Origin of the sequence: Bacillus cereus group sp. MYBK79-1 (assembly GCF_051915365.1) — a bacterium.
Lineage (GTDB): Bacteria > Bacillota > Bacilli > Bacillales > Bacillaceae_G > Bacillus_A.
Genome location: NZ_JBQAEO010000001.1, coordinates 648,985 through 661,269 on the forward strand (window position 1 = coordinate 648,985; position 12,285 = coordinate 661,269).

Genomic DNA, 12,285 nt, shown 5'->3' on the forward strand with positions numbered 1-12,285 from the left:
GTTTGATTACATTTAATTGGAGTGGATAATACGTCTTTTCAAATTCGTGAAGCTACGATAGACGATATAGATGCACTTTGCTCTTTAACAACAGAATTAAAAGGTTCCTCTATTTTGTATACGTAAAAAATTAGAAGTTATAACTCGTTATGGGGAAATTTCAATTATTAGCGTTGATTCTACAATACGACGGAAAGGCATTGGACAAGTATTAATGGATTATGCAGAACAATTAGCCAAAAACATAATTGCATTGGTACATGGCTAGTTAGTGGAACAAAAAGAGTAGAAGCACATCCTTTTTATAAAAAATAAGGATATGAAGTGAATGGGTATCGATTTGTAAAACATTTTTAAACTACTTATACATGGAAAGGACTAAAACTATGACAAACATCGAAGCTATTTTTATTGATCGTGACGGTACAATTGGTGGTGACACTACAATACATTATCCAGGTTCTTTTACATTATTTCCTTTTACAAAAGCAGCTCTGCAAAAACTAAAGGATCAAAATATAAAAATTTTCTCTTTCACAAACCAGCCAGGTATCGCAGGCGGGATAGCGACTGTTGCTGATTTTGCACAAGAATTAGAAGGTTTCGGCTTTGATGATATTTACATATGTCCTCACAAACACGGTGATGGTTGTGAATGCCGCAAACCAAGTACAGGTATGCTGCTACAAGCAGCCGAAAAACATGGACTTAATTTAACAAAATGTGCTGTAATTGGTGATCGCTGGACCGATATCGTTGCAGGAGCAACAGTACATGCGACGACGATATTAGTTCGAACAGGCGCTGGATATGATGCTTTACATACGTACCGAGACAAATGGGCACATATTGAACCAAACTACATTGCAGAAAACTTTGAAGATGCTACAAATTGGATTTTAAATCAACTATAATACAAATGAAAAGAGACATTTTCACAATGGAAACGTCCCTTTTCATCTTATATTTTTTAAAATGTTAATTCATAATGGAAATAACGATTATCTCTCAAATAACCATTTTCAGCGTATAATCGCTGTGCTGATAAATTATCAATCTCTGTTTGTAATTTTACACCTTTTGCACCATTTTCTAAGGCGAATTCTTTAGCCGCTTCTAATAATTTTTTTCCTGTTCCTGCCCCGCGCTTAGTAGCTTGTACAAATAGATCATTTAAAATCCATAATTCTTTCATCGAAATGGAAGAAAATGATGGATATAATTGCGTGAATCCAACATATTCACCATCTTCAACTGCCACGAAAATAACAGATTCTTTTCTCTCAATTCGATTTCGTAAAAATACTTTTGCTCCTTCTATATCGGAATCTTGTCTATAAAACATACGATAGTTATTAAAAACTGATGCTAGTCCATCTAAATCTGCAATTGTTGCCTCATATATTCTCATTTTACTCCATTCCCCTTCCAATACTGTCTCATTATATCCGTTGCCCATTTAGGCTGTAGAATTTCTTCTTTTGGCATAAACTCTTTCATTATCGGCTTTATATCCAATATAGGGGTGCCATCAATAGCATCTAACCCCTCAACAATAATTGATTTCCCTTCTCTTTTTATCACCTTTACAATCGTTGCTCCTATGCGATTCGGACGGTTTTTCCCGCGCTGTGCAAAAATGCCTACTTTAGGATAATCATGATTATTTCTAGGGTGTCTAGCAAAATATTGAATTTGTTCATCAGTTACTTTATGAAAATAAAAAACAACTTCAATATGAGAAAAATCTTCAATCCCTTGTATACTTTCTTCTGTATACATTTCAGTTAAAGTAATATAGGATCTTACTTCTCCCCACTCATCATCTTTTATTTCCTTTCTTTCATTATGTACAAATGCGATTGGTTGAACTGAAAACATACGCATTCCCCCTTAAATGTAACCACTTACATTATAAAGTATTTTCTGAATGTTTTCCACACACAAGAACTAGGTTACATAATATAATTATAATCTATTTTGTAAAGCAAAATTAACTGCTTCAACCGCATGTATATGAGTTGTGTCGAATATCGGAACTAGTACGTCTTCCTGCTTTATTAATAATCCTATTTCTGTACAACCTAATATGATCCCTTGGGCCCCTTCTTGTACTAGCTCTTCTATTACTCTTTTATAATACTCCCTAGATTGAGATGTTATCTTTCCTAAACATAATTCTGTATATATTACTTCGTTTACCTTCTCTCTATCTTTTTTTGATGGAACCATTACTTTTATATGATTTTCTTCTATGCGTAATTTATAAAAGTCTTGCTCCATTGTATATTTAGTTCCAAGTAAACCAACCTTTTGAATATCTTTCCTTTTAATTTCTTTTGCAGTCGCATCAGCGATATGTAAAACTGGAATATGAATATTCTCCTTTATTTTCTCAACTACTTTATGCATTGTATTTGTGCAAATAATTATAAAATCGGCTCCTCCCTTTTGTAATGAATATGCTGCATTCCCTAATACTTCTCCTGCTCCATTCCAATCTCCGTTAGACTGGAATCGTTCAATCTCTTCAAAGTCCACACTATGAATCATACATTTTGCTGAATGTAACCCTCCTAATCTCTCTTTTATTTCTTCATTTATGATTCGATAATATTCAGAAGTCGATTCCCAACTCATACCACCAATTAAACCTATTGTTTTCATTACAACAACCCACCCACCTTATACTGTTTTTTAAAACTAATTACAACATTTTATTATGTATATTATACATAATAAAACAAGACTTTACGTTTGTAATATAAAGTCTTGTTTTAACTATTTCCAAGGAAATTTTATAAGAATATTCTGAAATTAATTATCTAATATTATTATAGAATCTTCATATTGATAATGAAAACACTCTCGATACAACTGTTTAATTTCATCATATGATGGCACACGTGGATTATTTGCTGGACTTCCACTTTCAATTGCATCTGATGCCATTTTAGAAATAGCTTTTTCAAATTCAACCTCACCAATTCCGTATTCTTTTAAATTTGGAATACGAAGATCAAAACAAAGTTTTTTTATTTCCCCGAGCGTGTAGTCCGCTACTTCTTCATCACAATAGGAATACATATCTTTATTTAAACAACGTCCTATTTCCGCTAGTCTTTTTACTGCACTAACCTTTGTATATTCTAAAACTGTAGGTAATAGTATTGCATTGGATATACCATGTGGTACATGAAATAATGCCCCTACCGGCCTGGACATTCCATGAACTAGCGTAACAGATGCATTTGAAAATGCGATTCCAGCTTGTAAGGACGCAATCATCATTGCTTCTCTTGCCTCCATATTCTCTCCATCTTCATATGCAATACGTAAATATTTCATAATACTTTCAATTGCGGAAAGTGCAAGTACATCGGTAAGTGATTGTGAAACTTTAGAAATATATGCTTCGACTGCATGACATAATGCATCTATCCCTGTTGCTGCTGTAATATTAGGTGGCACCGAACGTGTTAAAATTGGGTCAATAATCGCTACTTGTGGGGTAAAACTCGGGTGTTTCATCATCATTTTTACATCTGTTCGTTTATTCGTAATTACTGCTACACTTGTTACTTCCGATCCAGTACCAGAAGTTGTTGGGATTGCAATTAGTGGTAGCGGATCATTGTCTATTTCTATATCCTTTTGGACATAATCTTCCACTTCTCCACCATTTGTATATAACACCGCAACTGCTTTCGCTGCATCAATACAACTTCCACCGCCAATACCAATAATAAAATCACACTTTCCTTCTTTACAAAGTGTTAACGCTTCTAACACGTGTATATTTGTAGGCTCAGCATTTACTTTATTATATGTAATAACAGTAATACCTTTCGTATTTAATTGTTGTATACACGTCTCAACATATCCTAAATTCTCCATAATTGTATCAGTAACTATAAACGCTCTTTTCCCCAACTTCTTAGATTGTTCCCCCAGCTTTTCAAGCGAATTTCTTCCATATAATACGGACTTCGGCATACGAAACTCAGCAACTTCTTGCAAATATTCCACCCCTTCTTACCCTAATTAATGTTTTAGTTTATAAAATATCGACTTAATAAATTCCTGTTACAGTATAGAATGCAATAACTAAAAACACAGCAACCGTTTTCAAAATTGTAATAGCAAATATATCTTTGTATGACTGTTTATGTGTTAAACCTGTTACTGTAAGAATAGTAATAATCGCTCCGTTATGTGGTAATGTATCCATTCCTCCTGATGCCATTGATACGATGCGGTGCATTACTTCTAGTGGAATATCAAATTGATTGGCCGCCGCAATAAACTTGTCTCCCATTGCACTTAAAACGATCCCCATTCCTCCTGATGCAGAGCCTGTAATACCGGCTAAAATATTTGTCGTTACCGCTCCATTCACTAGAGGGTTTGTAAATGTGGCAGAAATACCATCTCTCATAATCGCGAATCCTGGAAGTGCTGCGATGACACCACCGAATCCAAACTCAGCTCCTGTATTCATCGTTGCAAGTAACGCTCCACCAATACTTGTATTCAATCCAGCTTGAAACCCTGTTACTACTCGTTTCCAATATAATAATAACGTTGTTACAATACCTATAATAAGTGCCAATTCTACTGACCAAATTCCAACTACTGCACTTAATTCTACTTTTCCAAATGCTTTCATACCAATTGCAGAAAAATCAAAACCATTCGGATACCACTTCGGTATCATAATAGTGAAAACTTTATTCATTACACCTACTAAAATAAGTGGTATAAAAGCAATCACTTGCTGAACTCTTGTAATTTCAATGCTTTTCAGTAATGGCATATCTTTTTGATCTACTTGCACTTGCAAAGAAGCTGCCATTTCAGTATCCCCATCGTTAAAACCAAAATACCCTTCTCCTGCTGCCTTCGCCTTCTTACGTCTACTCTCTAAATATAGTAAACCTAACGTCAGTACAAAAATTGCCCCTACAATACCAAGTATCGGCGCAGCATAAATATCTGTTTTAAAAAACGTTGTAGGTATTACGTTTTGAATTTGTGGTGATCCAGGTAGCGCATCCATAGTAAACGTGACCGCTCCAAGTACAATCGTTCCAGGGATTAAACGCTTCGGAATATTCGCTTGTCGAAACAGCTTAGCTGCAAACGGATATACAGCAAATACTACTACATACACACTAACACCACTATACGTTAAGATAGCACCCATTAATACAATCGCTAAAATCGTACGCTTTTCACCAACTAGCTCTATAATTGTCTTTGCAATCGAGTCTGCGATTCCTGACATTTCTACTACTTTTCCAAATATTGCTCCAAGTAAAAATACAGGAAAATATAGTTTAATAAAACCTACCATCTTCTCCATAAAGATATTTGAAAAGAAAGGTAATACAAAACTAGGCTCTGTCAAAAATACCGCAAATAATGCAAATATCGGTGCAAATAAAATAACAGAAAACCCTCTATATGCTACAAACATTAGTAAACTAAGTGCTAATAATATAATAACTAGCTCCAATTATACCCCTCCCTTAAACTGAAAATTCAAACTTTTATAGATAAACTTCTACTAATCTTTTGATTCTGACATCCCTCCTCTTATTCATACAAATTTTTCATGCTAAAAATGTCTAATTATAAGTATTCGATTACATATGAAAAATCCCTTTAAACATAAACGATTTCATCTTCATACGTTATAAAGGGATTTTCAGTCTCTATATTTACTTCTCTATCAAACTACTGTCTACACAAAAATGATGTAGTTCTTTTACATCATTTACTATATGAGTCGCACCAACTTCAGTCAATTCTCTTTCACTACCATAGCCATATAATATACCGATTGAAGCAATTCCATTATAATTTGCTCCTATTATATCGTGTTTTCTATCTCCAATCATAACAATTTCTTCTTTATTAAGGGCTTCATTTGTTTGTAAAATGTGAGCAATGATTTCTTCCTTTTTTATTCTCGTACCATCTAAATTACTTCCAACGATACCTTCGAAATAATTTGTTAATTGAAAATGCTCTATAACTTGTTCAGCAAATACAGTAGGCTTTGAAGTTGCTATAAATAAACGATTTCCAGTATCTTTTAATTGTTTCAAAAGATTTGGGATACCATCGTAAACATTATTTTCTAACAATCCACGTTGCTTTAAATACTCTCTGAAATAAAAAACAGCTCGTTCAACTTCTCCTTCATTCATATTATACCTCTCTACGAATGATTGCTGAATGGGCGGACCAATAAATGAGTCTAATTCACTTACATGTAATTCTTCAATTCCAACCTTTTGTAATGCATACAATACTGAATTTATAATTCCTTCTTTCGGATCCGTCAATGTTCCATCTAAATCAAATAGAAATGTTGTATACATGTTTTCTTCCCCCATTCATTTTACTGTATAAGTATCCTATAACATCTTTTCCCACTTTTCCTTCTATTATACTATCATTATCTTTTTTTCTTAAAAATTACTTTTCCTATGTCACATACTTTCAGTTACAAAAAACGATACATATGATAAAGTAAAAAAGTTACAATTATTTTAATAGAAACGGTGAATCTAATGTCAATTACCTTAATTGTTATAATGGCTTTCACAATTGTTATTCACGCGGTTGAAACGAGCTCTTATAGCATTCGATTAGCTGGTGTACGTTTAAAGAAAATCGCTGTTGCATTATCCGTTGTAGGAATTGTATTACTCATTTCTAGAACGTCAAATTTACTACAAGCCTTTTTACTCGGCGGCATTGTTGACGAAGCTAAACGAGATGCTTCTATTCATTTAGAGCATATAATACGTCTTGTACTATTATCAGCTTCTTTTGGTACATTACTTGCGATTATACTGTATCCAACTTTGACCAAACTATTTGGATATGTCATTCAAAACTTTGAAACAGATGGTTCTTTCATTCGAATGATGAAAACAAATAACATTCAAAAATTAAAGTACACAAAAAAATATGTACGCTTTCCAAAATTAGAAATGATTCATAGGCTACGCATAGGTGGTATTCCAAAACGTATTATGCTTATTAACATGTTTGCTACTGCTATTTATACAGCTGGTGTTCTTTCAGCCCTATACGCTTCTTTTTTACTTCCAACTTACGCGACAAAGGCTAGTACAGCCTCTGGTCTTATTAATGGTTTTGCTACTATTTTATTAACAGTGCTACTTGATCCACGTATCGCTTTGTTAACAGAGCGAGCACTTCAATCAGAAGAAGGTGCAGAAGCAATGAGTAAAATGTATGGTTGGCTAATGATTTCTAGACTTTTCGGTACGTTATTAGCACAACTATTATTCATACCAGGTGCTTACTGGATCACTTGGATTATTAAATTGATGAATTAGTCATCTATAAAAAAGTAGGTGGGATAACAAATGACTATACAAACAGAGCAAGATATAATTCGCTTAATAGAAAATGACGAATGGATGATGAACGTATTACAAATGGCAGAATCGCTAGAGCTACCTGATTGGTGGATTTGCGCCGGGTTTGTTCGCTCTAAAATTTGGGATACCTTACATGACTACGAAATACGAACGGCTACACCAGATATTGATGTCATTTATTTTGATCAATTACATACAGATGAGGCATATGAGCAATCACTAGAGAAAGCACTGATAAATATGGATGCTTCTATACCTTGGTCGGTAAAAAATCAAGCTCGTATGCATGTAGTGAATAATATGCCACCGTATTCTTCTTCTGTTGATGCTATTTCTAAATTCCCTGAAACAGCAACGGCTATAGGAGTTACACTTGATGAGCTAAACAACGTCATATTAACGGCTCCATGTGGTATTGAAGATGTGATTGCCTTACAAGTGAGACCGACAGCCCATTTTCTTGAAACAAAAGAACGATTACATATGTACAATGCTAGAGTTACTAAAAAGAACTGGCAAAACAAATGGCCTAACATAAAAATTACTTATCCAAAAATATAAAAAGGGAGCTTCGCATTATACGAAGCTCCCTTTCTACATTATTTCAAAAACTGAATGACTAATTCTGCATATCGATCTGCTTCCTCATAATGCGGTGTATGACTACTCTCTTCGAATACAATATACTTCCCATTTTGAGCATCTTTATTAAACGTTTCAATTTGTTTTTCACACGTTACGACATCATATTTCCCTACAATTAATAACATTGGATTTTGTAAATCTTTTATTTTAGGTAATAATGAAGTATGAACTGCTCCCTCTAATTTTAATCTATCAAAATGAATTTTAGAGCGATTTGAAAATACTTCCCATTCTTCATCACTATATAAACTCTCGTCTGTCACATCTTCCTTATTATTGTAAATCTCCATTCTTTTTTCTTCTAGTTCATCACTTAGTCTTATATAAGCTTCTAACAGCTCTTCTGAACTAGCATTGCTAGATGAATAAGCAAGAGACTCTTCCGCTACTTCTTCTTTTCCATACTTTTTTAATAAATGCCCTGTCTTTTGTAACAAAGCTCTACTTGTTAATGCAAAATCGAAAGTCGGCCCTTCAAATATTATTTTCTCTATTGAACTTGGATATACCGATGCATACAACAATGCTACATATCCACCGAAAGAATGTCCAATTACAGACCACTTCTCAATTTGCAATACTTTTCTTAGTTCCTCAAAATCTTCAATCAAATCATTTAATCCAAAAGCTTCGTCCTCAGTAATTTCCTCTGAGCGACAAACTCCTCTTTGATCTATCATAATTACAAATAAAGAATCTTGTAAACGTTCTGCTTGATAAAATGAAAAATCATAGCAATTTTCTCCTGGTCCACCATGCAAGTATAATACTGGTTTATTTTTAGGATTTCCATGCGTTTCAACGTATAGCTTTTTCCCTCTAATATTCATGTATTTCCCTGCTTCTATCAAATTCGCCTTTATGATCATCACCTTCCTTTTCACTGAATATTATAACATTTAATGTTAAATAATCCCTATTACATTTAAAAAGACGATGATGATTGCAAGTGGCGCTATAAATCGAAGTAAAAACGCCCAGCAAGTAAATACTTTCTTACCATAATTCCCACCTACAAAAAACTCTGTTTCTAGTACCTTCTTTTCCATTTTGAATGAAACGAAAATACTAATAAATAGTGCTCCAAGCGGCATTAGTATATTACTAGATAGGAAGTCTACTGCATCAAAAATATTCTTTCCGAAAATCGTAATATCACTCCATACTCCAAATGATAACGCTGATGGTATACCTACTAAGAAAATGCCGAAACCAATCATCCATGATAATTTCGTTCTTCTTTCTTGTTCACCATTCGCTAATGCTGATACAACTGTCTCTAGTAGAGAAAATGCAGAAGTTAATGTCGCAAATGTAAATAGTGCAAGAAATACAGTTAAGAAAAAACCACCAAATGGAATTTGACTAAATACTGATGGCAATACGATAAATAATAATCCAGGCCCTTCTGTTGGCTCCATTCCTAATGAAAATACGGCCGGAAAAATAGCAAGACCTGCAAATAATGAAACAAATAAATTCAATCCAACAATTGTTATTGCTGATTTTGGTAAACTTTCTTTTTTATTTAAATAGGAACTATACGTGACCATAATCGAAATTCCGATACTAATCGCAAAGAATGATTGACCCATTGCGAACAAAATACTTTCTGAAGTAATCTTTGAAAAATCTGGTTGTAAGAAAAACTTTACACCTTTCATTGCGTTATCAAGTGTTAGTGAGCGAACAATAAGAGCGACAAATAAAACGAATAATGCTGGCAACATATATTTACTTGCTTTTTCAATTCCATTTTGTACACCTTTTGATACAACCCAAATTGTAATGAACATAAAAGCGCAATGGCCCATAATCGCCCAAGCGGGATTTCCAATTGTTTCAGTAAATAACGCTCCGTAATTTTGTCCCGGAGTAATAAGTTGTCCAGTTACTCCTCTAAATAAATAAATGAGTACCCAACCACCTACAACACTATAAAACGAAAGTAGTATAAAACACGTTCCAACGCCAAGGCGTCCAATCCAGTGCCATCCAGTATTTGGTGCAATACTTTTAAATGCTCCAACTGCTTGTTTCTGCGTACTGCGTCCAATCATAAATTCAGCTATAAGTAACGGTAGCCCTATTAATACAGTAAATAATATAAAGATTAAAAAGAATGCTCCTCCCCCGCTCTTACCAGCGATATAAGGAAACTTCCATATTGCACCAAGTCCAATTGCCGATCCTGCTGCAGCCATTATAAATCCTAATTTCGAAGTCCATTGCTCCGTCTGTTTCATTTTGTTTTCCTCCTACTTAAATCTTTTTATATAGATAAATAAATTTTATAGACCAATCCGAATAAACCCTCCATTTCTTTTTCTATAAAATAAAAAATGGCTTAGCGTCTCTATATAAAGAGACGCTAAGCCATTTACTTAACGCGGTACCACCCTTATTGATTCCATTATGAATCCACCTTAGTAGTAATCGTCTGATTACAAACCTAATATCGAAGGTTAACCGTTAAGATTTACTAAGAATGTGATTCCGTTCTACCTTACTGCTCCTAGGCGAGTTCAGGATGTCATTTGACTATGTCACACCAACCCATAGCTCTCTGTACAAATATACGACCTTACTACTCCTATTCAACACATTTAAATATTTAGAATATATTTTCTTTTGAAATTAATATGAAGTATATCGGTTATATTTGTAACTGTCAAGGGATATATTATTTTTTTGTCGAAAAGAATGTTTCATTGTAACTTTGTACAATAGGACAATGTTATTAATCATCTAGATCATCATGATCCATATCGTCTTCATCTTGGTCTTCATCTTGGTCTTCATCATCTTCATTTTTTATAAATTCAAATTCCTTTTCCGCTATAATATTCTCGTTTTTCTTATTAATATATATTTCTTCCTCACCTACATTTGTTTCTACCTCTATTTCATATACACCATTATCGTCCATACGTTCTACATCAATTTCCTCTACAACTCCATTTACCTTTTCAACTGCAATTTGTTTAGCTGTTTCAGGACTAAGCTTTTTACTTTCGTACGTTTTTCCTTTAGACTCTTCATATCCCGTTTCTTCATGTTCCATTGCATTTACACCATATGCTGTCCCTCCAGCAATTAAAAGCACCATGACGATCCCAATCCATAATTTCATTTCATGTTCCTCCTCTTCATTTCTTTCTTACTTACATACTAAAATGTTAAAATGAAAGAAAACTGTGAGAAACATTAAAATTTGATGAGAATCCGTTTATTGTTGTCATTATCCTTCGTCGTCATCATCTTGATCATCATTGCCCTCTTCTTGGTCATCGTCATCTTGTTGCTGTGATGACTCCTTTTGCTGAATAGCGTTATTTACCGATGTAGTTGATATAATTTCTCCTGTTATTGTATGTACTCTTACATCAACCGTTTCTGTTTGTTTTTTTATTATAATTTGGTAGGTAGCCATACCATTTATATCAACTACACTTACCTTCTCGATAAATCCACCTGGTACTTTTTGTAGCGCCACTTCTTTCGCCTGCTCTTCTGTTATAGCTTTTTGTATTTGTGAAGTACCAATAAAAACGCCTGAACTTTCGTCAATTTCTACTATTACATTCTCATTTGCACTTTTCTCTATTTCTATTACATATATATTTTTTTCGTTTTTTTGCTCAAGCTTAATTCCCTTTATATTCCCTGGCACTTGCTGCACTGCAATTTCTTTTGCCTGCTCTTCTGTAACTTTTGTCATCGATTTCTCTAACAATTGAATTTTACCAGTTGTTTTTTCAATCTCAACTGCCTTACTTTGCTTATCATTTGTTTCTACCGTAATTACGAACACTTCTATCTCATTTCTTTTTTCTAATATAGTATGTTTAATTACACCTTGTACTTTCTGTAGCGCCATTTCTTCTGCTTTCTCTTTCGTTATTGTATTACTTTTTAATGATATTTCTTTTGCACGTTTTATCTCTCCATTTTTGGCATCTACTATTATTTCATATGAGCCTTGTTCATTTGAAAGGTTTACCTTATAAAAATCTTGTTCCCCTTTATTTACTAATTTCATACTTTTAATTTTTCCAGGATACTGTTCAGATACAATACTTTGAATTTGCTTCTCAGATAATATTGTTTCTCCTTGCTTTGAAACAATACGTTGTGATACAAACGCTACACTTACAACCGCAAAGCAAACTAACAATGCAATTTTCCATTTCTTTTTCATTTTTAAAGCTCCTAT

General features: G+C 33.7%; 13 protein-coding genes, 1 pseudogene and 1 other annotated feature. Of the genes and pseudogenes, 4 read left to right on the forward strand and 10 right to left on the reverse strand.

Going from position 1 to position 12,285, the window contains the following annotated elements; all coding sequences use genetic code 11:
* The first annotated feature begins 21 nt into the window (after nt 1-21).
* Both ACTFOB_RS03370 and ACTFOB_RS03375 read left to right on the forward strand, forming a co-directional pair.
* A pseudogene (locus ACTFOB_RS03370) lies at nt 22-315 on the forward strand (GNAT family N-acetyltransferase).
* A 71-nt stretch (nt 316-386) separates the two neighbouring features.
* Nucleotides 387-914, forward strand: a complete 528-nt coding sequence (locus ACTFOB_RS03375; RefSeq protein WP_440024496.1) for an HAD-IIIA family hydrolase — start codon at nt 387-389, stop codon at nt 912-914.
* Between the two features lie 56 nt (nt 915-970).
* On the opposite strand, the gene ACTFOB_RS03380 is transcribed toward ACTFOB_RS03375, so the two are convergent.
* The 6 genes from ACTFOB_RS03380 to ACTFOB_RS03405 form a co-directional block, all read right to left on the reverse strand.
* Nucleotides 971-1,411 carry an N-acetyltransferase family protein gene (locus ACTFOB_RS03380; protein ID WP_429604914.1) on the reverse strand — a complete coding sequence of 147 codons (441 nt, stop codon included), beginning with the start codon at nt 1,409-1,411 and terminating at the stop codon, nt 971-973.
* Nucleotides 1,408-1,881 carry an SAM-dependent methyltransferase gene (locus tag ACTFOB_RS03385; protein ID WP_440024497.1) on the reverse strand — a complete coding sequence of 158 codons (474 nt, stop codon included), beginning with the start codon at nt 1,879-1,881 and terminating at the stop codon, nt 1,408-1,410. Before ACTFOB_RS03385 ends, ACTFOB_RS03380 begins: the two co-directional genes overlap by 4 nt.
* A gap of 87 nt (nt 1,882-1,968) precedes the next feature.
* The gene (locus ACTFOB_RS03390) at nt 1,969-2,667 is read right to left on the reverse strand and encodes an aspartate/glutamate racemase family protein (protein ID WP_440024498.1); all 699 of its coding nucleotides are present in this window, start codon (nt 2,665-2,667) and stop codon (nt 1,969-1,971) included.
* Nucleotides 2,668-2,817: 150 nt separating this feature from the next.
* Nucleotides 2,818-4,020, reverse strand: coding sequence for an alcohol dehydrogenase EutG (gene eutG / locus ACTFOB_RS03395; protein ID WP_440024796.1), 1,203 nt, complete (start codon nt 4,018-4,020; stop codon nt 2,818-2,820).
* 52 nt (nt 4,021-4,072) lie between these two features.
* On the reverse strand, nt 4,073-5,518 hold the full coding sequence (locus tag ACTFOB_RS03400) for a GntP family permease (RefSeq protein WP_440024500.1): 1,446 nt from the start codon (nt 5,516-5,518) through the stop codon (nt 4,073-4,075).
* Between the two features lie 205 nt (nt 5,519-5,723).
* A complete protein-coding gene (locus tag ACTFOB_RS03405) occupies nt 5,724-6,389 on the reverse strand; it encodes an HAD family hydrolase (protein ID WP_440024502.1) in 666 nt (221 codons plus the stop codon).
* 192 nt (nt 6,390-6,581) lie between these two features.
* On the opposite strand from ACTFOB_RS03405, the gene ACTFOB_RS03410 reads away from it, so the two are divergent.
* Nucleotides 6,582-7,379, forward strand: a complete 798-nt coding sequence (locus tag ACTFOB_RS03410) for a lipid II flippase Amj family protein (RefSeq protein WP_440024503.1) — start codon at nt 6,582-6,584, stop codon at nt 7,377-7,379.
* Nucleotides 7,380-7,409: 30 nt separating this feature from the next.
* Nucleotides 7,410-7,985 carry a nucleotidyltransferase family protein gene (locus ACTFOB_RS03415; protein ID WP_440024504.1) on the forward strand — a complete coding sequence of 192 codons (576 nt, stop codon included), beginning with the start codon at nt 7,410-7,412 and terminating at the stop codon, nt 7,983-7,985.
* A 38-nt stretch (nt 7,986-8,023) separates the two neighbouring features.
* On the opposite strand, the gene ACTFOB_RS03420 is transcribed toward ACTFOB_RS03415, so the two are convergent.
* The 4 genes from ACTFOB_RS03420 to ACTFOB_RS03435 form a co-directional block, all read right to left on the reverse strand.
* Nucleotides 8,024-8,938 (reverse strand): alpha/beta fold hydrolase, encoded by a 915-nt coding sequence (locus ACTFOB_RS03420; protein ID WP_440024798.1) that lies wholly within the window; start codon nt 8,936-8,938, stop codon nt 8,024-8,026.
* A 36-nt stretch (nt 8,939-8,974) separates the two neighbouring features.
* Nucleotides 8,975-10,315, reverse strand: coding sequence for a sodium-dependent transporter (locus tag ACTFOB_RS03425; protein WP_440024505.1), 1,341 nt, complete (start codon nt 10,313-10,315; stop codon nt 8,975-8,977).
* Nucleotides 10,316-10,430: 115 nt separating this feature from the next.
* Nucleotides 10,431-10,679 (reverse strand) — a binding site (T-box leader).
* A gap of 130 nt (nt 10,680-10,809) precedes the next feature.
* On the reverse strand, nt 10,810-11,202 hold the full coding sequence (locus ACTFOB_RS03430; protein ID WP_440024507.1) for a PepSY domain-containing protein: 393 nt from the start codon (nt 11,200-11,202) through the stop codon (nt 10,810-10,812).
* 108 nt (nt 11,203-11,310) lie between these two features.
* Nucleotides 11,311-12,270 (reverse strand): PepSY domain-containing protein, encoded by a 960-nt coding sequence (locus ACTFOB_RS03435; protein WP_440024509.1) that lies wholly within the window; start codon nt 12,268-12,270, stop codon nt 11,311-11,313.
* Nucleotides 12,271-12,285 lie beyond the last annotated feature (15 nt).

Bases quoted from the DNA above. Each gene is read 5' to 3' on its own strand.
- ACTFOB_RS03420 (WP_440024798.1), bottom strand. From the start codon at position 8,938: ATGATCATAAAGGCGAATTTGATAGAAGCAGGGAAATACATGAATATT.
- ACTFOB_RS03430 (WP_440024507.1), bottom strand. From the start codon at position 11,202: ATGAAATTATGGATTGGGATCGTCATGGTGCTTTTAATTGCTGGAGGG.
- ACTFOB_RS03390 (WP_440024498.1), bottom strand. From the start codon at position 2,667: ATGAAAACAATAGGTTTAATTGGTGGTATGAGTTGGGAATCGACTTCT.
- ACTFOB_RS03435 (WP_440024509.1), bottom strand. From the start codon at position 12,270: ATGAAAAAGAAATGGAAAATTGCATTGTTAGTTTGCTTTGCGGTTGTA.
- ACTFOB_RS03410 (WP_440024503.1), top strand. From the start codon at position 6,582: ATGTCAATTACCTTAATTGTTATAATGGCTTTCACAATTGTTATTCAC.
- ACTFOB_RS03375 (WP_440024496.1), top strand. From the start codon at position 387: ATGACAAACATCGAAGCTATTTTTATTGATCGTGACGGTACAATTGGT.
- ACTFOB_RS03405 (WP_440024502.1), bottom strand. From the start codon at position 6,389: ATGTATACAACATTTCTATTTGATTTAGATGGAACATTGACGGATCCG.
- ACTFOB_RS03415 (WP_440024504.1), top strand. From the start codon at position 7,410: ATGACTATACAAACAGAGCAAGATATAATTCGCTTAATAGAAAATGAC.
- ACTFOB_RS03380 (WP_429604914.1), bottom strand. From the start codon at position 1,411: ATGAGAATATATGAGGCAACAATTGCAGATTTAGATGGACTAGCATCA.
- ACTFOB_RS03425 (WP_440024505.1), bottom strand. From the start codon at position 10,315: ATGAAACAGACGGAGCAATGGACTTCGAAATTAGGATTTATAATGGCT.
- ACTFOB_RS03385 (WP_440024497.1), bottom strand. From the start codon at position 1,881: ATGTTTTCAGTTCAACCAATCGCATTTGTACATAATGAAAGAAAGGAA.